The sequence below is a fragment of the Candidatus Eisenbacteria bacterium genome, from assembly GCA_013140805.1.
Classification (GTDB): Bacteria; Eisenbacteria; RBG-16-71-46; order RBG-16-71-46; family RBG-16-71-46; genus JABFRW01.
In genome coordinates this window covers 18442-40746 of record JABFRW010000094.1, presented here as the reverse complement: position 1 = coordinate 40746, position 22305 = coordinate 18442, and the positions used below count along the sequence as shown (strand labels likewise).

Here is a 22305-nt window from a genome sequence, read left to right as displayed (position 1 = left end):
ATCAGGGACCACTCGCGATCGGCGACAGCTTGAGGTTCACCCTCACGGTCGGTGTTGGACCGGCGGCAGTACCTCAGGTGATCAACGCCGCGACCGTCAGCACGCCCGGCGATGACAACCCGACCAACGACCGCGACGTGGATCCGACCGGCGTTCCGACCCCCGGTCAACTCGTAATCGAGAAAGAGGCCTCGCCGAGCATTGCCGAGGTCGGCGACGTCGTGACGTATACGGTGAAGATTCGCAATGTCGGCCAGACCACGCTTGAGAACGTGCGCGTCACCGATCAGATTCCGCCGGGGATGCGCTATGTGCGCGGTTCGACGCGACTGGACGGGGTGCGGCAACGCGATCCCGAGGGCGCCAACACGCTTCAACTCACGTTCCCGATCGGTACGGTGGTCCCGGAACAGGTGCGTACGCTTCTTTACCGTCTCGAGATTCGATCCGGCATCGCCTTCGGCACCGCCAGAAACATTGCCCAGGCCAGCACGCCCGGAGACTCGACGACGGTTCCAGTCGTCCCAGGCATCGTCTCGAACGTTGCAGACGCCGACGTCAAGATCACGGGTGGACCCTTCAGCGACGAAGGCATCATCGTCGGAAAGGTCTTCCTCGACTGCGACTGCGACTCGAACGGTGTGCAGGGTCCCGAGGAACTCGGCATTCCGGGAGTGCGGCTCTATCTCGAGGACGGCACCTCTTCAGTGACGGACGCAGAGGGCAAATACTCCTTCGAACATGTGCGTCCGCGGCTCCATGTCCTGCGCGCCGATCCGACGACACTTCCGGCCCATGCGACGCTCAAACCCCTGGCCAATCGCAATGCACTCGATGGAGAGAGCCGATTCGTCGATCTGCGAAAGGGAGAACTCCATCGCGCGGACTTCAGTCCGCAGGGCTGCGGCCCCAACTTGCTGGCCGAGGTCAAGGCTCGTCGCCGCGCCGGCGAAGTCTCGGGTCCGTTCGTCGAGGGCCTCGCCCCGTCAGCTTCGACCGACGCGCCGGAAGGCATCGGCAAGGCGCTTTGGTTGACGGTCTCAGCCTCCGCGGTTCCAGCCGACGGCACCTCCGAGCTTCCCGTCAGGATCGCGCGCCGGCCGGCCTCCGGCTCGGTTCTCGTCACGCTCGAGAGCTCAGTCGGGACCTGGATGGTGCCGGATGAAGATCCGGCGTTGCCCGGAACGCAGGTTGCGATGAGCGGCAGCTCGATGACGGTGATGCTGAGGGCATCACAGTCGCCGGCAGACGGAAGGCTTCGGGCGACGATCGATGGCGCGGAATCGTCCCTCCCCGTCCGCTTCGTCCCGAACCTGCGATCGCTCCTCATGGCAGGACTCCTCGAGGGTCGCATCGACTGGCGCCGCCTGAAGACCGCCGAGCTCTGCAGCGGACACCGCGACGACTTCGAGGATGCGCTTCGCGATGCTTCCTTCGACGACGACGACGGTCGCACCTTCGGAGGCGCTCGCGGTGCGCTGTTCGCCAAGGGCGACATCGGCCGGGATTTCCTGCTGACACTTCGCTACGACTCGGAACGCGATCCCGACAAGCGTCGCTTCCGTGACATTCGACCCTTCGAGGGCTATGACGTCTTCGGTGATGCCTCGGTGCACGACTTCGCCGCCCAGTCTTCGAGCCGGCTCTACGCGCGACTGGATCGCGGGTCCTCGTACGTGATGTTCGGCGACTTCGTCACGCCTGCCGCGGACGCGCGTCAGCTCGGCGCATTCACACGCACCCTGAATGGTGGCGTCGGGCACATCGGGGGACGTCTCGCCCAACTGACCGCCTACGGCACTCAGGCACGAGAGCATCAGGTGATCGACGAGATTGCGGCACGTGGCGTGTCGGGACCGTATGCCCTGTCCCGCTCCGACGGCGTGCTCGGCACCGAGGTCGTCGAGGTTCTGGTACGCGATCGCAATCAACCCTCGAGAGTGCTCCGTCGGGAACCCCGCATGCGCTTCGCGGACTACACGCTCGAACCGTTCTCCGGTCGCCTGCTCTTCCGTCAGCCGGTGCCGAGTGTGGATTCGGAACTCAATCCCGTGTCGATTCGAGTCATCTATGAAATCGAAGGCAACGGTGACGGCTACGGCGTCTACGGTGGCGAGCTGACGCTCACCCCGTCGCCGCGACTGACTCTCGGCCTCGCCGCCTCGCGCGATGAGGACCCGAGCGCGTCCAACGGCCTCTCGAGCGTCAATGCGACGCTCTTGCCCTGGAGCGGAGTGACGCTTGGCGCCGAGTTCGCACACAGCGATTCGGGAGGCGCGCTGTTCGACGGGGACCGCAAGTCCGATGCATGGCGCGGCGATGCTCGCTTCGAACGCGGCGGCTTCCTTGCGCGAACCTACGGGCAACGAGTGGACGGCGGCTTCGATGCCGCTTCCTCTGGCATTCTGCCGGGTCGGCAGGAGCTGGGTGCTGACGCGCGCTATCAGCTGGGAGCCGCTTCGATGTTCGCGCGCTACCTGCGCACCGAGGACCTGGTGGCCGACGGTCATCGTGACGGCGCCGAACTTGGGCTCGGCAGACGTTTCGGCGCGTGGAGCGCGGAGGCTGCCTACCGCTGGGCCGAGGAGACCGCCACCCCCGCCACGCCCGGAAGCGTCGGTACGACACCGAACGACTTCTCATCGGTTCGTGGGCGACTGTCGGCTGATCTGCCGCTCGCCAGGCGGTCGTCGGCGTTCGGCGAGTACGAAGTCAGCCTCGATGACGCAAACGCTGACCGCTGGGCGTTGGGCGCCGACACGCAGGTCGCACCTCGGACGCGCCTCTACGCTCGTCACGAGAGTATCGACGCATTCGCCGGGCCCTTCGCCCTCAATGATCAACAGAACCGTGCAACCACGCTGGTCGGCATCGCCAGCGACGAACTGCGGGACGGCTATCTGTTCACCGAGTACCGTGCACGCGATGCCTTCGCGGGACGTGAGACTCAGGCCGCCATGGGTGTTCGCAATCGGTGGCTGGTCTCGCCCGGCACGCGGGTCGACGGGTCCATCGAGCACATCGAGACGATTCGCGGTGGATCGGGCAGCGCAACCTCGGTGACGAGCGGACTCGAATACACGCACGATCCGTCGTGGAAGGGCACGGCGCGGCTCGAGTTCCGCACGGAGTCGAATCGCGAACAGTGGCTCGGTAGCCTCGGTGCCGCGCGCAAGCTCGCGAGAGACTGGACCGGTCTCGCACGTAGCACGTGGTTCCTGGCCCCGGATGAGGATCGTGCCGAAGGTCGTTCGCAGTTCGGAATCGCCTGGAGACAGACCGATCGCAATCAGTGGGATGCGCTGGCCCGCTACGAGCATCGATTCGACAAGGATGCGGGCGATGATCCGTTCGAACGCAGCGTGCACATTCTGGCGTCCGATCTGAACTGGCATCCGATGCGAGCCTGGACACTCAGTGGCAAGGCGGCCGCGAAGTGGCTCACCGATGAGCGCGAGAGCCTGACGATTCGCACCGACGCTCAACTCTTCTCGGCGCGCGCGACCGTCGACCTGACGCCGCGCTTCGACCTCGGCCTCATCGGCCGCGGACTCTACAGTGATCACTTCGACGCCAGTCAGACCGGCCTCGGCGTCGAGTTGGGCGCGATCCTGGTTCGCAACCTGCGACTCGGTGTCGGTTACAACGTGATGGGCTTCAGCGATGCCGACCTCGGCGGCGGAGACCGCACCGATCGGGGTCCGTACGTGCGCTTCGGCTTCAAGTTCGACGAGGGGCTGTTCGGCCGCCGAACTTCCCCCCCGACCAGTGCAGGGGCAGTCCCGCCCACCGCCGTGACAGATGCGGCTCGCGTGAGGGAGTCGTCTCCGGCCGAGCCCGGACCCGACGCACTCACCCCGCTTCGGCAGCGCACCACCGACGAGGTGATCGCGCGCGATCTCGCGCAGATCGACGCGTGGCAGAACCGACTCGACGGGCTCTCCGGCCGCGCCCGTGACCCGTGGCGTGCCGCCGCGGCACGGAGCTGGCTCGACATTGCCGAGATCGAATACACCGACAACGACGAGACGGGCTTTGCAGAGAGTTCATTCGAGCTCGGCCGTTCGCTGGTTTCGAAGATCGCGACCGGCGCAAGTCCCGCGACTTCGGCCAACGTACCCGAGGCGAAGGTGCTCAACGGGTCCAAAGCGCTTCGCGAGGATTTGTGGAAGCAGCTCGATCGCATGAAGCGCGATCCCAACTTCCTCACGGCCGCCGACGAGCTGGCGCGCCTCGAGACCGAACTGGCGTGGGCGGGCAACGAGCAGGTCAATCAGGGTGAATGCGAGACCGTGCCTCACCTCAAGGAGGCCGAGGATCTGGCGAAGCGGGCTGCGGACAAGCTGGCCGCCCTACCGCCGACGCCGGCCGTCACGCCTCCCGCGGCGCCCGTCGCTCCTCGACTTCCGGAGCCGGGATTGCGGGTTCCGAGCAATGTTCACTTCGCGTTCGACGAGTGTGATCTCAATGCCGAAGCGAGGAAGGTGCTCGCCAGGATCTCGTCGGTGCTCAAGCTTTACCCGGACGCTCGCATCGAGTTGATCGGACACACCGACGCGCGCGGAACCGACGCCTACAACGAGGGGCTCTCGCGGTGTCGCATCTGTGCAGTCGCAACCTATCTGCTGAACGAGGGAATCGATGACTCGCGCATCGTCCGCACGCCTCGCGGCGAGTCGGAGTTGCTGACTCCCGAGCGATCGCGGTACGCACACGCTCGCAATCGGCGCGTCGAGACGCGGTTCCTCGATTCCGAAGGACGCCCCATCGCGATGGATCCGCAGGAGGCGGACTTGCAGATCGAACCCATTGGCCCGCCTCGGCGGCCTCGGCGTCCCGCGGCGCAGACATTCCCGCAGTCTCGAGTGCTCGACTGTTCCAACTGATCAAGCCTCGCCCTTCGCTCGCGCGATCGTAGGGGGCAACACCAGCGGGCCCTCGCGCAAGTGCGCGGGGGCCCGGCTCATTCCGCGCGCGGCGGTGTTCTCGAACTGGACACGCATCGGCCAATCCCGTTATCTCCCACGGTTGACTCCATGAGCCTCCCGGTGCCCGGCTCCGCGCACAACCGTCGACGGAATCCCAAACGCCATGTCGGATAAGACACTCGCTACGCCAATGGACGCTCCTGCCGAGCGCGAGGACTTCATTCGCGAAATCGTGAAGGGCGATCTCGCGTCGGGGCGGGTTCGCGGCGTGGTCACGCGCTTCCCTCCCGAACCGAATGGTTACCTTCACGTCGGACATGCCAAGGCGATCTGTCTGAACTTTGGAGTCGCCCGTCAGTTCGGCGGCGTCTGCAACCTGCGAATGGACGATACAAATCCCGCCAAGGAAGACTTCGAGTACGAGGCAGCGATCCTCGCGGACGTGCGGTGGTTGATCGCAGGCTGGGCCGATGGATGCCTCGGTCTCAAAGCAGCGGGGTCGACCCCTACCCACTCACGCACGGACGGACGGGATGACTATCAACTCGTCGCGGCGCCCGCCGGCGCGGCGACTGACGCACCGCTGGAATCGTTTCGCGCCTCCGACTACTTCGCCGCGCTGCATGCCCTGGCAGTTCGCCTGATCGAGAACGGGCACGCCTTCGTCTGTGATCACTCCGCCGAAGAGGTCGATCAAATGCGTGGGGCGCCGGGCGCCCCGGGGCAGCCGAGCCTCTACCGCAATCGTTCGATCGAGGAGTGTCTCGATCTCTTTCGTCGCATGGTCTCTGGCGAGTTCGCCGACGGGTCCCGGACGCTCCGAGCGCGTATCGACATGGAGTCACCGAACGTCTGGTTGCGCGATCCGGTGCTGTATCGGATTCGTCACCTCGCGCACCACCACACCGGCGACCGCTGGTGTGTCTATCCGTTGTACGACTTCGCGCACGGACTCTCGGACTACATCGAGGGCATCACACACAGCATCTGCACGCTGGAATTCGTACCTCATCGTCCGTTGTACGACTGGCTGCTGGAATCACTCGATCTGCCACGACCGGTCCCGCACCAGTACGAGTTCGCCCGCCTCAACCTCACCCACACGCTCATGAGCAAGCGCAAGCTACTGCGCCTCGTGAACGAAGGTCACGTCCGCGGATGGGATGACCCCCGCATGCCGACCATCGCCGGCATGCGGCGGCGTGGATACCCGGCTTCAGCCCTGCGCGACTTTGCCGAACGCATCGGCATTGCCCGGCGAGAGAATCGCGTCGAACTCGCGCTTCTCGAACACTGCGTTCGCGAGGAGCTGAATCGCCGCGCCCTGCGTCGGATGGCGGTCTTGAGGCCGCTCAGGGTGGTGGTCGAGAACTACCCCGAAGGCCTGGTCGAACACTTCCCGATCGGCAACAACCCGGAAGACCCCGCGGCGGGTATGCGCGACGTGGCATTCTCTCGCGAGTTGTGGATCGAGCACGACGACTTCCGCGAGATTCCGCCACCCAAGTACTTTCGGCTGAGCCCGGGGGCTGAAGTGCGATTGCGCGGCGCGTATTTCGTGCGGTGTACGTCGGTCATCAAGGATCCCGGTTCCGGCGAGGTGATCGAGATCCGTGTCGCTTTCGACCCGGAGTCTCGAGGCGGCAACGCGGCGGACGGGCGCAAGGTGAAGGCCACGATTCATTGGGTCTCGGCCGAACATGCGGTCGATGCAGAAGTGCGCCTCTACGACACGCTCTTCACGCGCGAGAATCCCGAGGATCTCGCCGACGGGGAAGACTTCGTGGCAGATCTCAATCCGGCCTCGCTCGAAGTGCTGGCCCACTGCAAGCTTGAGGCCGCCCTCGCGGTCGCCTCGCCAGGGGAGTGTGTTCAGTTCGAGCGTGTCGGCTATTTCGTCCCCGACCTTGCGGAATGGAGTCACGAGCGGCCGATTTTCAACCGCACGGTCACGCTGAAGGACGCGTGGGCGCGGATCGAAAAGAAGGCGGGAGCGGGAAACTGATGTTTCAGGCGCGATGGAAACCGGTTACTTGACCTCTTCGAGAACCATCAGGGAACCGCAAAGGAACCTCGCGACACCTTCCCCTCGCGTCGTGTTGTGTGGATACTCGTTGCACGAAGCCGATCCGGAAGGTCCCGGGTCGTCACGTCGGCCGCCGGCTCTCTCCACCCCGTTCGGTGTCCGTTCGCTTCGCATCCAAGGCTGACCGATCTCCTCAACCCCACGACGGTCGGTAGATGCACGACTTCGCCATCGCGACGATTCATCGCGGCGGCGTTCAGCCAAGGAGCTATCTCATGTCCCAGCCGGTTCGAATCGCCGTCGTGGCTCTGTTCGTTGCCCTGCTCGGCGCCACGTTTGTGCTTTATCAGAAGTATCAGCAGACGTCCGCAAACTACGCCACGCTCCAGGCCACCGAAGCCGAGGCGCAGAACCGCTACACCCAGTCCATCAATGCGATCGCCGAGATCCAGGACAGCCTGGGCGCGATTGCGTTCGGGCATGGGGGAACTCTCAACCCCGCCGAGCTTCAAGGGGAAACACACCTGACGCAGACGCAGGGCAACGAGATCCTCGGGCGCATCGCGGTGCTGAAGGCCGGGATCGATCGCGCCAAGACGCGGATCTCGGACCTCGAAGCGGGCATGAAGAAGAGTGGAGTCCGAATCGTCGGCATGCAGCGCATGGTCGACGGACTCAAGCGGTCCGTGGTCGAGAAGGAAGAACTGGTGGCGTCGCTGACATCGCGGGTGACCGAGCTTCAGACGCAGGTCACCGGACTCCAGACCACGGTCGCTCAGGACCAGACGGTGATTGCCGAGCAGACCCAGGCGATCGAAGACAAGCGTCGCGAGATCGGGACGGTCTACTACCTCATCGGCAATCGGAAGGACCTCACGACTTCCGGCGTCGTTGCGTCGACCGGCGGTGTGCTCGGCCTCGGCAAGACGCTCAAGCCGTCGGGCGAGGTCAACGAGACCCTTTTCACTCCGATCGACACCGATCAGCAGACGGTGATTCAGATTCCAGCGGCAAAGGTCCAGGTGCTGAGCGCCCAGCCGGTCGGCAGCTACGAGCTGCTGACGGTCGGCAACCAGACCGAGCTGCGGATCAAGGATCCGTCGGCATTCCGAAAGGTCAAACACGTCGTGATTCTCACGACGTAGGGTTCACGCGGTAACGGATGCACGCGGCGGGGCGCTCGGACTCAGGGGCGCCCCGCTCGTTGCGACTGGCCCACGCTCACGGCGCGAACCGCCGCTCAAGCGCCGATCGGCGTGATCGCGAACTTTCGAACCCGGCCCGATTCGATCAACACGGTCAATCGCTGCCCAGCCTCGGCTCCGATGGAATCGAGCAACCACACTCGACCCTCGACTTCGACCGGCCGATGCGTGCGCCTGCGATTGAGCGCAATGGAGTAGCGCTCGAGAAACCCTGGCGAGCCGAGGACCCGATCGAGTTCATCGACGGTCATCCCGGGGTGCACGCGCGTCCCCGCAAGAGCGTCGGTGGTGGGAAGCTGCGACGGATCTGGAAATTGAGCGGTGAGCGAACGCAGCTTCCCGTCGAAGAAGCGTCCCGTGACGTGCGCACCGCCCTCGAGTCGCCACTCGAGCGCTTCGTGTAGACGCTGGCCCGGCTTTCCGCTCGGTCGAAATGGTTCCGACTCGAGCATCCGTCGAATCTCACTGGCGTCCGCATCGGTCGCCGCGGCACTCGCAAGGACGATGCGCTGCCCATTGCTCGTGCAGCTGCAGACCAGGAGCATCAGGACGAGCGTCAGTCCCGGCCAGATTCGATGTCGGATGCGCATGCGACTCCCGTTTACAGCCGTTTGGTGATTGCGTTGGTTGGGCTCCATGGTTTTCGGCCGCTCGTGGCCAATTCCTCAGCGGAAAGTCTGCACCCGGATCGCACCGCGGGGCTGTGGCAAGATGCAGTCATGGACACTTCATCGACTCGTCCGATCGAAGCATCGAGCGTCGCCGCCTTCGTGGGCTGCACGCTGATCTGGGGCAGCACTTTTCTCTTCATTCGCATCGGGCACGATTCGCTGCCCCCGATGTGGGCGGCAGCCCTGCGACTGTCGATTGCCGCGGCCATTCTGTTCGCAATTCTCGCGGTACGGCGCGAGCGCCTGCCGGGAGGCGCGGCTCGCACGGCCGCGGTCGGATTTGGACTGCTTCAGTTCGGGGTCAACTTTCCGTTGCTCTACTGGGGGGAACTGGCGGTCCCGAGCGGGCTGACCGCCGTGATCTTCGCGACCATTCCGGTCAGCGGAGCGCTGCTCGCAGCCGCGTTTGGAGTCGAACGCCTCTCCCCGCTACGACTCATCGGCGGACTGGTCTCGCTCGCGGGAATCGCCGTGGTGTTCTCGAGTGAGCTGCGCGGAGCCGGCATCCTCCCGATGCTCGCGGTGTTCGGGGCGACGATCGCCGCCGTTCTCGGCAGCCTGGTGCTCAAGAGCGGACCTCGCCAATCGCCGATCGCGGCCAATGCCGTCGGCGCGCTGGTCGGGGCGGTGGTGTGCATTGCACTCAGCGTCTCATGCGGCGAATCCCGGACGCTGCCGGGCACGACCACGGCGTGGCTCTCCGTGCTCTATCTGGCGATCGCCGGATCAGTCGGAGCGTTCGTTCTGTGGGCGTGGCTCGTGAATCGCTGGGAGGTCTCCCGCGTCAGCTTCATGGCAGTACTCACCCCACTCATCGCGCTCTCACTGGGTGCGCTCGTGAGGCATGAACGACTCGGGCCCCTCACACTGCTCGGAGCTGCCATCGTGCTGGCGGGCGTACTCCTCGGGCTCGGCCTCGTGAAGGGTCCGAGAGGCGCGACTACTCGCTGACTTCGTAGGCGAGAAGTGCCTCGACGGGATACTCCGCAAGTCGCTCGCGTCCACCGAGCCCGCTGAGCTCGATCACGAACAGACACGCCGACACGGTGGCTCCGAGTTGCCGAGCCAGTTCGGCGGTCGCCGCCGCAGTGCCACCGGTCGCGAGGAGATCATCGACGATCACCACCGCCTGACCGGATTCCAGCGAGTCCTGATGGAGTTCCAACGTGTCCTCCCCGTACTCGAGCGAATAGACCTGCCGCACGGTGGGACCCGGAAGCTTGCCGAACTTTCGCGCCAGGACCAGCGGCACGCCCCAGTGCAACGACAGCCCCGCGCCGAAGAGAAACCCGCGGGACTCGATCGCGACAACCGCCGCGGGCCGCTCGACTCGGCCGGCGAGCCGACGAATGCAGTTCGCGAAAGCGCGCGGGCTGGCGAGCAGCGGAGTGATGTCCTTGAAGAGGATGCCGGGCCTTGGGAAATTCGGGACGTCGCGGACGTACGACCGCAGCTCGACTTCGGTGTCCATCTGGACTTCGCTCCTCGCGCTAGTGGTGAAGAGTGCCCGCGCCGTGATGCAACTCGGCGTACTCGATTGCTTTGCGGAGCTTGTCGAGCGCGCGCGCCTCGATCTGTCTCACGCGCTCGCGCGAGATGCCGAAATGCTCGCCGGTCTGCTGGAGCGTGTGTGCATCGCCGTCGAGGAATCCGAATCGGATGCGCAGAACCTGCTCCTCCCGCTGACTCAACGATCGCAGCAGACGATCGATCTTCTCGTGCTCGAGCTGTAGTTCGATCAATCGTTCGACCGACGCCGGGGGATCGCCCAGGTCTTCGAGCGTCAGGCGATCGAAGGCTGCGGCCGCAGAGCCATCGTCGAACGAACGAAAGCCTGCCAGCAGCGCTGCCAGACGCTCGGTACGACCGACGGAGATGCCCAGCTCACGCGCCAATTCTTCCGCGATCGGTTCGCGGCCGAGTCGGTGTCTCAATAGTCGTTCGACACGCACGTAACGGCTGGCCTGCTGAAACATCTGAACCGGAATCCGAACCGCTCGAGACTGTTCCGCAATCGCTCGCAGGATGGATTGCCGGATCCAGATCACGGCATAGGTGCTGAAGTGTAGCCCGCGTTCGGGTTCGAAGCGGTCGGCGGCATGGATGAGCCCGAGGTTGCCCTCTTCGATCAGGTCGAGCATCGGCAGTCCGCGGCCGCGATAGCCTCGCGCCAGGTGCACCACCAGGCGGAGATTCGAGAGGATGACTCGCTTGCGCGCCAGCTCGTCGCCACCGCGAGCCCTTCTCGACACTTCCAACAGCTCTTCGTGCGGCAGCAACGGAATCCGCCCGATCTCGTTCAGGTAGAGGTCGAGCAGATCCCGGTCGGCCTCTCCCGGGGCAGCGCGCAGGTCGCTCGAACCCGACACCGCGATCTCCGCTTCGGGTAGCGCGATCCCGAGCGTTGCGGCTTGTTCGCGGAAGGCGGCGAAATCGCGTTCGTCGAAGTCCGGGTCGAGAAGCAGGGACTCGTATTCCGAGATCGCGAGACCGCCGCCCGCACGGGCGGCGGTCAGCGTCTCCGCGAGTCGGGTCAGGAATCGAACGCGTTCCATGCGATTGCGGCGCTCAGTCGACGATTGCAAACTCGTCGTCGGCTCCGGCGATCTCCCTCTCGTCGCGCTCGATCCGGTCGACTCGCGCGGCTGGCGGCCCACTGCGAAGCGCCGCGATCCAGTGCTCGAGGTCCGGCGCGCTGCCGCGCGCCGCCGCCTCGACCGTGCCATCCGGGCGGTTGCGGACCCAGCCCGTGAGGCGCCGCTGTCGCGCCTCATGCCGCGCGAAGTAGCGAAACCCGACGCCCTGGACGCGACCATGGACGATCACGTGGAGACACGGCATGATAACGCCCGCAGGATGCGCTCGACACAGCGCAGGTTCAAGCTCCGCCGCGAAATCAAATCGGCGCAGACGAACCCGAGGGTCGCCGCGCCGAACAAGTGGTCGGGGCGAGAGGATTTGAACCTCCGACCCCCTGGTCCCGAACCAGGTGCTCTACCAGGCTGAGCCACGCCCCGACAAAATCAAGTAGTGAGGCCGTTGCGCGTGTCCGGCGCCCGTTTCCAGGCGTCATGTCCGATCAGTGGCACGAACCGACACTCGCCGTGAACGGCGCGTACCAAGCGCCCCTCTCCGGTGCGGCGCCAGACCTCCAGCGTCTGAACTTCGGCGCTCCCCACCGGGATCACGAGAACACCCCGCTCGTCCAGCTGCGTGAAAAGCGCATCCGGGACTCGAGGTGCCGCCGCGGCGACAAGGACCCTAGCATAGGGTGCGAACTCCTGCCAACCGAGCGAGCCGTCCCCCTGTCGAAGCGCGACGTTGCGCACTCCCAGGCGATCCAGCCGGGACTGCGCTGCGCGCACCAGGTTCGCGACCCGCTCGATGCTGAGCACGCGCTCCGCGAGTCGAGACAGCAATGCAGTCTGGTACCCGCTGCCCGTCCCGACCTCGAGGACTCGATTGCCCGCTTCGATCGCCGCCAGTTCCAACATTCGCGCGATGATGAACGGCTGCGAAATGGTCTGACCCGAAGCCGTCGGCAACGCGTGGTCACCGTACGCTCGAGGCCACAAACTCGGGTCGATGAACGGATGGCGCGGAACCTCGGACATGGCGTCGAGCACCCGACGGTCGCGAATACCGCGAGCCACGAGCTGTTCGTCGACCATGCGCCGGCGGGCGACCTCGAAGTCGGGCCCGCCGTCGCGCATCATGGCGTCAGCTGCCATGAGTCCATACCCGCCAGCGCAGCCACGTCGGTGAGATCCATGGCCAGAGGCGTCACCGAAACGTAGCCCTCGTGGACCGCGTGAAAGTCGGTGCCCTCGACCGGTTGCCACACCGGATCGAGCCCGCCGATCCAGTAGTACGGCCGACCACGCGGATCCTCCTTTCGAATCAGCGTATCGCTGTAAACGCGGGTGCCCAGCCGCGTCAGTTTGACGCCCTTCACTTCGTCCCACGGTCGAAATGGAATGTTCACGTTGAGCACTCGCTTGCCGCCGAATCCCCGCGCGATCGCCTCCTGCGTCACGCGTCGAACGAATCGCGCGGGCGCGACGAAATCCGAGGGCTCGCGCGTTACCAGCGAAGCGGCAATCGCAAGCGATCCCTGCATTGCTCCCTCGATCGCCGCCGACACGGTGCCCGAATAGAAGACATCCTCGCCCATGTTCGGGCCGTGGTTGATCCCCGACACGACCATCTCGGGCGGATGCTCGAGCAACCCGTGATACGCGATCAGCACGCAGTCGGTCGGGGTTCCATCGACGCTGAACCAACCCGGCCGTACCTCACGAATGCGCAGTGGACGATGCAGCGTGAGTGAATGAGAGGTGGCGCTCTGATCGCGGTCCGGCACCACCACCACGACCTCTCCGAGCGGCGCGAACTCGCGATGCAAGGCCTCGAGTGCCGGAGCGTGAATGCCGTCGTCGTTCGTGATCAGGATCCTCACAACCCGGCCCCGGCGTTCGGCGTGCGAGGCGCTTCGCCTCGCGGAACCGCCGCGACACGGCGGCGCGCGGAACGCATCGAGATCGGCGGCAGCCAGCGCTCGACCGTCAATCGCGCCATGGTGCCGATGATGCGCGGTACGTCACGCGTGAGTCGAATGCCGCTCTTCTCCTCGCCATACACCGTCGGCACCGTGACCTCCACGACGCGAAATCCCAGCATCGCCGCGCGGATCGCCATCTCGGTTTCGATTTCGTAGCGTCCCGGAGTCACCGGCACGGCTTCGAGCACTTCGCGTCGATACAATCGATAGCCGCACTGGCTGTCCGAGATGCGCGCTCCTGCGATCGCGCTCGACCAGGCCGAGCTCCAGTGGTTGGCGAAGCGCCGCAGGGGCGGCATCCCGGCACCGAACTGCCGACTCCCCAGCACCACGTCTGCTCCCGATTCTGCGGCGGCGATCAGCGCCGGCACACACTCGGGAGGATGCTGACCGTCCGCATCCAGCGTGATCACCGCGTCGCAGTGCTTGAGCGCCTCGAAGCCCGCGATGAGCGCGTGACCCTTGCCTCGATTGGCGGCGAATTGGAGCACCGGGACGCGGTGTTGGCGCGCCACCTCCGCGGTGGCATCGCGCGAACCATCGTCCACCACCAGGATCTCGATCGGCACTTCCAGCGCCGCGAGACCCATGAGGACACCGCCGAGATGGGCCGCCGCGTCGAATGCAGGAATCAGCGCGGTGACGCGCAAGTTTCGCGGAGCCATGAGTGCCTCGGATTGGAGCCGGGGCGGCATTCCGCGGGGCCGTGCGGGCGGGCGGAAAGTGAAATGGTCGGGGCGACTGGATTTGAACCAGCGACCACCTGCCCCCCATGCAGGTGCGCTACCGGGCTGCGCTACGCCCCGACCGGTACTCGGCGACGAATCTACGGGAGGAGCGCCGCGAGCCGCAAGTCGACATCACGCGCGAGTGACCTCGCGCGCGTCCCGCGCCGCGGCACGCAGCCGCTCCGCCAGTCGCGCCAACTCGGTCTTCACTTCGTGCAGCACCAGTTTGCGGTCGGCCGCCCCGAAGCCGAGCTCGACCTGCGGCTCGTCGAGTTTGCGCTCGTCGAGCAAGGTGCGCCGCGCACCCGCGATCGTGTACCGCCGCGCGTACAGCAGATCCTTGATGCGCATCAGCAGTTTGATCTCGTCCGGGCGGTACATGCGATTGCCCGCGCGATTCTTGCGCGGCCGAAGCATGCTGAACTGAGTCTCCCAGTAGCGCAGCACGTGCGGCTTCACGCCGACCAGGTCGGCGACTTCGCTGATCGGACGATAGAGTTTCCCTTCGGGTTCCTCGGTGCGAATCGGCGTCATGGTTCCCTCCCGACTATTCGCTCTTGAGATCGCGCGTCATCAGCGCTTCGAGTGCCCGCGCCGGCGCGACGCCATCGAAGAGGATCGCGCACACTTGTTCGGTGATCGGCAGCTCGACTGCCTGAGCGCGCCCGACGTCTCGCGCCGCACGCGCAGTGTTGACGCCCTCGGCCACCATCACCATGTTGCCAAGCACCGCCTCGAGCGATTCTCCGCGCCCCAACCGCTCGCCCACGTGCCGATTGCGACTGTGCCGGCTCATGGCGGTTGCGATGAGATCGCCCATTCCGGTCAATCCATAAAACGTTTCGCGTCTCCCGCCGAGCGCCAGTCCCAGACGCGTGATCTCGGCAAGTCCGCGCGTCAACAGCGCGCCCTTCGTGTTGTCGCCATACCCGAGGCCGTCGCACACGCCGGCCGCAATCGCGATGACGTTCTTGAGTGCTGCGCCATACTCACAACCCACCACATCGGTATTCGTGTAGACACGGAATCGCGGCCCCGCGAAGAGTCGCTGAACATCGCGAGCACGCTCCTCGTCACGACTCGCCGCCACCACCGAAGTCGGAATTCCGCGGCTGACTTCCTCCGCGTGGCTCGGTCCGACCAGCAGGACAGGTGCATCGTCGTCGAGCGTGGCGGAAAGTATTTCCGTCGCACGCTTGAGCGTTTCGAGTTCCAGCCCCTTGGTCGCACAAACTGGCAGCACGCCTCGCGAACTGCGAGCCACCTGGGTCCCGACCGAGCGCAATGCGTGCGAAGGAACCGCGTACACCGCGAAGCCAGCGCCCTCGAGCGCCCGTCCGAGTTCCGGCTGAACCTTAACCCCACCCGGCAGGATGATGCCAGGCAAAAACTTCCGGTTCTCACGCGCACCGTCGATCGCATCCAGGTGGGCCCGATCGTGATCCCACAACTGAACGTCGTGCCCGCCTCCAGCGAGCACCAGCCCGAGCGTCGTTCCCCACGATCCCGCACCCAACACCGCGACTCGCTCGACACTCATGCTCGCTTCCCTCCCGTGAGCGAAAACTTGCGCTCCTCGCCTCGGGCCAGGCGCGCGTAATTATCCCGATGCCGCCACACGATCAGCGCCGCGAGTACGAGTCCGAGTACGAAGGCGGGGCTCTGCACGCCACGCGGCGAGAACCGCCACAGCGCGACTGCGAAAGCCAGAGCACCGAATGTCGAACCCAGCGAAACGTAGCGGGTGATCGCCACGGTGGCCACGAATACGGTCACGAAGATTGCGAACGCCGGAGGCGACAGGGCGAGCAACACCCCGACAGTGGTCGCAACCCCCTTTCCACCCTTGAATCCCGCGAGGAACGTAAAGACGTGTCCGAGCACCGCACCGACACCGGCCGCAATGCGACCGAGCTCGAGGATCATGGGATCGGGCTGCGACAGCAGGAGGCTCGGAGCGAACCACACCGGAATCGAGCCCTTGAGGACATCGAGAATCAGCGTCGCAACGCCGACCGCAGGTCCGAGCGTGCGATACACATTGGTTGCTCCAGGGTTGCCGGAGCCCACGCGGCGGATGTCGACCCCCTTGAACCAGCGACCGAGCCACAGGCCCCACGGAAGGGCGCCGCACAGGTAGCCGACGAGCAGGATCAGTGCGAGTCGCAGCACCACGGAAGGCTCGAGCGTCGACACCCAACCTCCTACTGACTCTTGCGGTACCTGAACCGAATCGGAGTGCCTTGAAAGTCGAAGCGGTCGACGAACTGCGACCACAGAAACCGACGATAGGACTCGTTCAGCCGTTCCGGACCGTTGACGAAGAACGTGAATTCCGGCGGACGCTTTCCGCTTTGAGTCATGTAGTAGAGCCGTGGCGCTCGGCCGAGTCGATTCGACGGAATCTGGCGTCGCCGCTGCACGTCCTCCAGCCATTTGTTGAGCTGGGCCGTCGGAACGGCGCGTGTCATCTGATCCATGCGTCCCTTGAACAGCTTCGGAAGCTTCTGAATATGCGTGCGCTCGGTGGCCGAGATCGGAATTGCGGGCAGGTCGGCGAGCGTCGGGAAGCGACGCTCCCGGTCGGCCTGCAGCGCCTTCCACGTCTGCTCTCGCTCGGTCATCAGGTCCCACTTGTTGTAGAGCAATTGCACGGCGCGGCCCGCTTCGAGCGCGTCCTGAGCAAGGCGCGCTTCCTGACGCTGGAATCCATGCGTCGCGTCGACGATCAGGCAGGCGACATCGGAGCGCTCCATTGCCTGGATCGCACGCAAGACGGCGAAGAACTCGGCCTCGTCCTTGAACTGTGCCTGGCGTCGGATCCCGGCCGTATCGATCAGAATGAAGTCACCTTCATTCGTGCTCCACCGGGTGTCGATCGAATCCATCGTGGTGCCGGCGCTCGCCTCGACGATCACGCGTTCTTCGCGAAGCAGCGCGTTCACCAGCGAAGACTTTCCGACGTTGGGTCGCCCGACGATCGCGATCCGCGGCACACCCTCGTCATCCGGTCCGCTGTCGGGAGGCAGGAGCTCCACGACGCGATCGAGCAGGTCGCCGATCCCGAGGCCACCTTCCGAAGAGATCGCGATCGGCTCGCCGAGCCCCAGTCGATGAAACTCGTGCTCGACCGGATTGCCGTGTTTGTCGACCTTGTTCACGATCAACAAGCAACGGCTACCGCGTCGCCGCAGGCTCTGGCCGATGGCGTTGTCGAGGTCGGTGACCCCGGTCAGACCGTCGACCATGAACAGCACGACGTCCGCGAGTCCGATCGCCATCTCGGCCTGCTTGCGTACCTCCGCATCGCGCCCCTCGGAGGCTGCCGGCAGGAAGCCGCCCGTGTCCACGAGTAGAAAGTGACGGCCGCTCCACTCGGCGCGCGCGGTGTTCCGGTCTCGCGTGATGCCGGGACGGTTGTGAACGACCGCACGTTTGACGCCCAGGACGCGGTTGAAAAACGTCGATTTCCCGACGTTCGGGCGCCCGATGATCGCAACCGTGGGTGTGGCCATGAGGGTGGGGTCCGACCGGCGGTGGAGCCGGTCCTGCGGCGGATGAGGTCCGACGCGTCGCGGCCCGCGCGCGGCGGGCCGGCGCGACGAGGAAGACTGGAGCGGGCAACGGGGTTCGAACCCGCGACCTCAAGCTTGGGAAGCTCGCGCTCTACCAACTGAGCTATGCCCGCGCGAATGCACTTCGGAAGTGCGCCGCAGGGAAGTTAGGCGGTCCCCGGAGGGGTGTCAATCGAGCGCGGCGGGTCGATCGCACTCATCGCGACGATCGTTTCCGCCAGCACGTCGGCTTCCACTTCCAGCGCCTCGAGCGGCACGCTGGTCGCCTGATGTCGGAACCAGGTGCGCTGACGTTTGGCGAGCTGTCGGGTGCGGAGGTTGGTTCGGTCGCGAGCCTGCGTCATGGAAATGCGATCCTCGATCACGTCGATCGCTTCGTCGTAACCGATCGCCTGGAGCGCGCGCAGTGCATCCCCATGTGGACCTCCGAGCAGCCCTCTCACCTCGTCGATGAGGCCGTGCTCGAGCATCGAGGCGGTCCGCAGGCGAATCCTTCGATTGAGCGGAGAGGGCGGCACCACGAGTTCGAAGACGCGCCAGCGTTCCGCCAACGGCGTGGGAGCGGTGCGGCGATGCCACCATCCGAGGGGCTGCCCGCTGGTCTCGAACACCTCGAGTGCGCGCACGACACGCTGCCCGTCGTTCGGATGTATCCGGGCGGCGCTCTCCGGGTCCACTTCCGCCAGTCGGGCATGCAATGCGGGCGCGCCGTCGGTTGCCAGCTCCTGCCTCAGTCGCGCACGGATGACCGCGTCCTGAGGTGGCTCGTCTGCGAGTCCTTCCTGCGCGGCGCGCAGGTAGAAACCCGAACCTCCAACCAGGATCGGCACGCGACCCCGTGAACGGACGTCGTTTCGCGCCTTCGCGCTCGCTTCGGCGTACCACCCCGCACTCGCGCGCCCATCGAGCGTCAGAGCATCGAACAGGTGATGCGGGCGCGCCGAGCGCTCGGCGATCGAGGGCTTGCCGGTACCCAGGTCGAGCTCTGCGAACACCTGTCGCGAGTCCGCACACACGATCTCGCCACCGGTCAGCTCCGCCACGCGCTCCGCGACGGCCGTCTTGCCGGTCGCAGTTGCGCCAACGATCGCAATCGTGAGGCTCGTCGCGAGTGGCTTCATCGGCGCGTCGCATCCATGAGCAGCCGCAACCTACGATCGACCGAATCGGCGATGCAGCTCGTCGAGATCGAGACGCACGAACGTCGGGCGGCCGTGTGGATCTCCGTGCGGCCGTGAAGTCGCGAACAACCGATCGACCAGCATTCGCATCTCGTCGAGCGTCAGCGGGTCCCCGGCTCGCACCGCCGCATGGCAGGCGAACGAGCGAGCGACGCGTTCGGCGACATCGGCAAGCGCGTCGCGTCCGGTCGACTCCCCTACCCCATCGAGGAGGTCTTGAAGCAATTCCACCGCATGTTCGGGACCGACATTCGGAGGAGTCCCCTGGATTGCCACCGTCGGCGGACTCAGGGGGCTCAGGTCCCATCCCAGCATCTCGAGCCACGGGCCGAGTTCGAGCAGCAAGTCGAATCGGTCCTGTGTCAGGTCTGCGGTGGTTGGAAACAGCATGCGCTGGGAGACTCCGGGGCGGCCCGTCAAGCGCGTCATTGCCTCCTCGAACAAGACGCGCTCATGTGCGGCGTGCTGGTCGATGATCACGAGCCCGCCGCGCACCGGTGCGAGAATATACGTGCGATGCAGTTGCCAGAGTTCGGGCTCGCCGAGCCCGGCAGGGGCGGGACCGGCGCTCGACGCGCCCGCCATCGCGAACTCGCCGCCCTCGGAAGCACGCGACGCATCACGTACGATGCCCGCGCCGCCCGCTTCCCCCCAGCGTGCCGAAGCGTCCGGATCCGTCGCCGCGCCCGCGGAGCTCACGAGACTGGAGCCACTCGGTCGCGCAGATCCCAGTTCGAGTCCGAGCTGAGAAGGGTCTTCGATGGGGGCGTTCGCGCGCTCGGCCCATCGGGGTTCGGGCTGCGTGCCGTAGACCACGGTGAACGGCGGGTGAAGATGCGCCAGTTGTTGCGCGCAGGCGCCCGCCACCAGCGAGAATACGGTGTCATCGTCCGCGAATCGCACCTCGCGCTTCGTGGGATGCACGTTCACGTCGAGCCGGTCCGATGGCACGTCGAGCCATAGCGCCGCGGCCGGGAAGCGCCCCGCGGGCAACAGATTTCCATAGGCCTGGCGCAATGCCTGCGACAGCAGAGGGCTCTGGATCCAGCGACGATTGATGAGGAACGTCTGCCCCTCTCGATTCGCTCGGCCGTGCTCAGGCAGGCCGAGCAGAGCTGTGAGCCGCACGCCGTTCTTCTCGGCCTCGACTTCGAGTCGCTGGCCGGCGTGTCGCGCGCCCCATGCCGAGGTCGCACGTTCCCGGATCGCGGCCAGTCCCTGGCCGGCGGCCGCCGCCCAGTCGAGCCGCTGGCGTCCGTCCACGACGACCCGGAACGCGACCTCCGGGTACGCAAGCCCGTAGTGCTCGACCAACCGAAGCGCCGCACGCAATTCGCCGGCGGGTGAGCTGAGGAACTTGCGACGCGCAGGGGTATTGAAGAACAGATCTCGGACTTCGACGGTGGTGCCGTGTGCACGTGCCGCGGTGCCGAGCGCCGTGATCGATCCCGCGTCCGCCATCAACTGCGCGGCCGCATCGGCATCCGGCGGACGACTGGTGAGCGTCAACCGACTCACTGCCGCGATGCTCGGTAACGCCTCGCCGCGAAATCCGAGCGTGCGCAGATGATCGAGGTCCTCGAGCGCCGTGAGCTTACTGGTCGCGTGTCGCTCGAGCGACAGTTCCAGCTCGTTCGCGCCGATGCCGTGCCCGTCGTCCGCGACCGAGAACCGATGATCGAGCGAGCGTTCGACGACCACCTCGATACGGCGGGCGCCCGAGTCGAGCGCGTTCTCGAGGATCTCCTTGAGCGCCGACAACGGACGCTCGATCACCTCACCTGCGGCGATACGCGCAGCGGTGTCGGGGGCCAGTCGGCGGATCGTGGGCGCGGAGACGGTCGTCATGGGGCGGGCGAGAATGACACGCGCCGCGCGCGCCCGGCAACCGTCGCGGAATCAGGCCCCCGTGTCGTCCAGCCACGCGAGCGCGCCGGCGAGGAATCCCGCGGCGTGATCCGCACTGAGCATCTCGATGCGTTCGTCCGAGATGCCCGGAATCGGTCGCTCGAGCCCGAGCTCGAGCCACACCCGTTGCCACAGCGCGAGGATTCTTCGCCGCAGAAACGGGAACTGATCCTTCGAGCCGCCGGTCAGGAGCAGGATGCGCTGACTCGAGGGCCGACAGATGCAATCGGTGTCTCGCAATTGAGCGGGCAGCTCGCTGGCGAGCTGATCGACCGCGACGGTCGACATCGGAAAGCGCAGGCGATGCAGCGCGAACCTCAGGCCGTCGCGGCGATGTCGATCGACCGCGAGTTCGAGCCGCACGACGAACTCATCGCGTTCGAGCCACGACATCTCAGCATCCGGGAGCATCGGGAACGCGGGGCCGGCCATCGCGCGGTCTTCCTTGTCCCAGGAGGTGCGCAGGTCCTCGACCGTCCGTTGCCAGGCCGACCAGTCGGTCTGCGGTGGCATGGCGGCAGCCGCCACCACACCACGGCGCTGCGCGGTGCGGAAGGGCCATGCACCCCACACTCGGCCTTCCTCACTTCCGGTGACGCTGGTCACGACCTGCGGGGTGCCCAGTTCGATTGCGAGCGCGACGAGTCCCTTGAGCAGGGCGTCATCGGGTCCGACCTGGACGACCATTTCCATGTGCCCGACAGTGCCGACGTGAAGTTCGGCCCGCCCCGCCCCGGTGGCGAGCATTGCTTCGCGCAGCGCGGACTCGAGCAGCCCGCGGTCTTCGGCGCTCGGGAAGTCCTCGAGGCTTTCGACGTGCATGCGACGAGAAGAGTTCCGCGCGTGGGGGCGCAGCGGATCCGCGTCCAGCAAGTCGGGCAGCGCCTGTTCGACGATTGCGTCGAAGTTCTCGCCACCGATCGCGTCTTCGAAGGCCGCAGCGTGGAGCGCGAGCGGCGCATGTGGCGCGGGCGGAATCATGCCGCTCACGCCGCCGCCCTCCAGAAACGCGCGCGGGTCGAGCGTCGGAGTGCCGAGCGCCAGCAGCAGGCCCTCGATCTGCGGCCGTCGAGGGCTGCGCTCGCTCACCAGTGCGACGTCGAAGATCTCTCTCGTCAGATCGGCCAGGTCGGTCGTACGAGGCAGTCCGCACAGCTCGGCCAGTCGCATCCCGGGGTCGTCGGCACGGGTTCCGGCCACCAGTCGCACCGAAGAACCCGGGTGTCGGACCAGCCGCGGCACCAGATCCGCATCCTCCCAGTCGAAGTCGACCAGGACGATGCGCTGGGGAATGGTGCCGGTGATGGTGGTATCGATGGCCATGATCTCGCTCTCAGAAGGATGTCCACCGGTTCCGGAGTGCAGGGACCATACCAGCCACGAATTGCGCTCCGGGCTAACGCCTGATGGAGTTAGGGACGCCGGTGGTGGCCAAAATCGGGTGAAATCACGCCCCGGCGTGCGACCCGCACGGACGCGTGGCAAAACGCGACCGGTCGGAGCTTTTCCACCTGGCTGGAAT

At 65.9% G+C, this 22305-nt stretch carries 18 protein-coding genes and 3 tRNA genes; 4 read left to right on the top strand and 17 right to left on the bottom strand.

What is annotated here, in order from left to right; translation table 11 throughout:
• Positions 1 to 29: 29 nt before the first annotated feature.
• The 3 genes from HOP12_08160 to HOP12_08150 all read left to right on the top strand — a co-directional run bounded on the left by HOP12_08160 (position 30) and on the right by HOP12_08150 (position 8099).
• A complete protein-coding gene (locus HOP12_08160; protein NOT34126.1) occupies positions 30 to 4886 on the top strand; it encodes an OmpA family protein in 4857 nt (1618 codons plus the stop codon).
• 205 nt (positions 4887 to 5091) lie between these two features.
• Positions 5092 to 6933 (top strand): glutamine--tRNA ligase, encoded by a 1842-nt coding sequence (gene glnS / locus HOP12_08155; GenBank protein ID NOT34125.1) that lies wholly within the window; start codon positions 5092 to 5094, stop codon positions 6931 to 6933.
• A gap of 296 nt (positions 6934 to 7229) precedes the next feature.
• Entirely contained in the window at positions 7230 to 8099 is an 870-nt protein-coding gene (locus tag HOP12_08150) for a hypothetical protein (protein ID NOT34124.1), read from the top strand.
• A gap of 95 nt (positions 8100 to 8194) precedes the next feature.
• On the opposite strand, the gene HOP12_08145 is transcribed toward HOP12_08150, so the two are convergent.
• On the bottom strand, positions 8195 to 8749 hold the full coding sequence (locus HOP12_08145; GenBank protein ID NOT34123.1) for a hypothetical protein: 555 nt from the start codon (positions 8747 to 8749) through the stop codon (positions 8195 to 8197).
• A 129-nt stretch (positions 8750 to 8878) separates the two neighbouring features.
• Here HOP12_08145 and HOP12_08140 point away from each other — a divergent pair, with 129 nt between their 5' ends.
• Complete coding sequence (locus HOP12_08140; protein ID NOT34122.1) at positions 8879 to 9781, top strand: EamA family transporter; 903 nt, start codon at positions 8879 to 8881, stop codon at positions 9779 to 9781.
• Here HOP12_08140 and HOP12_08135 read toward each other — a convergent pair.
• The 16 genes from HOP12_08135 to HOP12_08060 all read right to left on the bottom strand — a co-directional run bounded on the left by HOP12_08135 (position 9771) and on the right by HOP12_08060 (position 22106).
• Positions 9771 to 10301: an adenine phosphoribosyltransferase gene (locus tag HOP12_08135; protein ID NOT34121.1), complete on the bottom strand. Its 531-nt coding sequence runs from the start codon at positions 10299 to 10301 to the stop codon at positions 9771 to 9773. The genes HOP12_08140 and HOP12_08135 overlap by 11 nt on opposite strands.
• 19 nt (positions 10302 to 10320) lie before the next feature.
• A complete protein-coding gene (locus tag HOP12_08130; GenBank protein ID NOT34120.1) occupies positions 10321 to 11385 on the bottom strand; it encodes an RNA polymerase sigma factor RpoD/SigA in 1065 nt (354 codons plus the stop codon).
• A gap of 13 nt (positions 11386 to 11398) precedes the next feature.
• Positions 11399 to 11671, bottom strand: a complete 273-nt coding sequence (locus tag HOP12_08125) for an acylphosphatase (protein NOT34119.1) — start codon at positions 11669 to 11671, stop codon at positions 11399 to 11401.
• Positions 11672 to 11770: 99 nt separating this feature from the next.
• Positions 11771 to 11847: transfer RNA gene (locus tag HOP12_08120), tRNA-Pro, on the bottom strand.
• 6 nt (positions 11848 to 11853) lie between these two features.
• Positions 11854 to 12546, bottom strand: coding sequence for a protein-L-isoaspartate(D-aspartate) O-methyltransferase (locus tag HOP12_08115; GenBank protein NOT34118.1), 693 nt, complete (start codon positions 12544 to 12546; stop codon positions 11854 to 11856).
• A complete protein-coding gene (surE, locus tag HOP12_08110; protein ID NOT34117.1) occupies positions 12543 to 13289 on the bottom strand; it encodes a 5'/3'-nucleotidase SurE in 747 nt (248 codons plus the stop codon). Before surE ends, HOP12_08115 begins: the two co-directional genes overlap by 4 nt.
• Complete coding sequence (locus HOP12_08105) at positions 13286 to 14056, bottom strand: glycosyltransferase family 2 protein (GenBank protein NOT34116.1); 771 nt, start codon at positions 14054 to 14056, stop codon at positions 13286 to 13288. The genes surE and HOP12_08105 overlap by 4 nt, the downstream gene beginning before the upstream one ends.
• Before the next feature lie 64 nt (positions 14057 to 14120).
• Positions 14121 to 14197, bottom strand: a tRNA-Pro gene (locus tag HOP12_08100).
• A 54-nt stretch (positions 14198 to 14251) separates the two neighbouring features.
• Positions 14252 to 14653 carry a MerR family transcriptional regulator gene (locus tag HOP12_08095; GenBank protein NOT34115.1) on the bottom strand — a complete coding sequence of 134 codons (402 nt, stop codon included), beginning with the start codon at positions 14651 to 14653 and terminating at the stop codon, positions 14252 to 14254.
• A 13-nt stretch (positions 14654 to 14666) separates the two neighbouring features.
• Positions 14667 to 15659, bottom strand: a complete 993-nt coding sequence (locus HOP12_08090; GenBank protein ID NOT34114.1) for an NAD(P)-dependent glycerol-3-phosphate dehydrogenase — start codon at positions 15657 to 15659, stop codon at positions 14667 to 14669.
• Positions 15656 to 16288: a glycerol-3-phosphate 1-O-acyltransferase PlsY gene (gene plsY, locus HOP12_08085; GenBank protein NOT34113.1), complete on the bottom strand. Its 633-nt coding sequence runs from the start codon at positions 16286 to 16288 to the stop codon at positions 15656 to 15658. The genes HOP12_08090 and plsY overlap by 4 nt, the downstream gene beginning before the upstream one ends.
• A 35-nt stretch (positions 16289 to 16323) precedes the next feature.
• Positions 16324 to 17634 carry a ribosome biogenesis GTPase Der gene (der, locus tag HOP12_08080; GenBank protein NOT34112.1) on the bottom strand — a complete coding sequence of 437 codons (1311 nt, stop codon included), beginning with the start codon at positions 17632 to 17634 and terminating at the stop codon, positions 16324 to 16326.
• A 97-nt stretch (positions 17635 to 17731) separates the two neighbouring features.
• Positions 17732 to 17807: transfer RNA gene (locus HOP12_08075), tRNA-Gly, on the bottom strand.
• Positions 17808 to 17840: 33 nt separating this feature from the next.
• Positions 17841 to 18815 (bottom strand): tRNA (adenosine(37)-N6)-dimethylallyltransferase MiaA, encoded by a 975-nt coding sequence (gene miaA, locus HOP12_08070; protein NOT34111.1) that lies wholly within the window; start codon positions 18813 to 18815, stop codon positions 17841 to 17843.
• 30 nt (positions 18816 to 18845) lie between these two features.
• The gene (mutL, locus tag HOP12_08065) at positions 18846 to 20723 is read right to left on the bottom strand and encodes a DNA mismatch repair endonuclease MutL (protein ID NOT34110.1); all 1878 of its coding nucleotides are present in this window, start codon (positions 20721 to 20723) and stop codon (positions 18846 to 18848) included.
• Positions 20724 to 20774: 51 nt separating this feature from the next.
• Positions 20775 to 22106, bottom strand: a complete 1332-nt coding sequence (locus tag HOP12_08060) for a hypothetical protein (GenBank protein ID NOT34109.1) — start codon at positions 22104 to 22106, stop codon at positions 20775 to 20777.
• Positions 22107 to 22305: the final 199 nt, after the last annotated feature.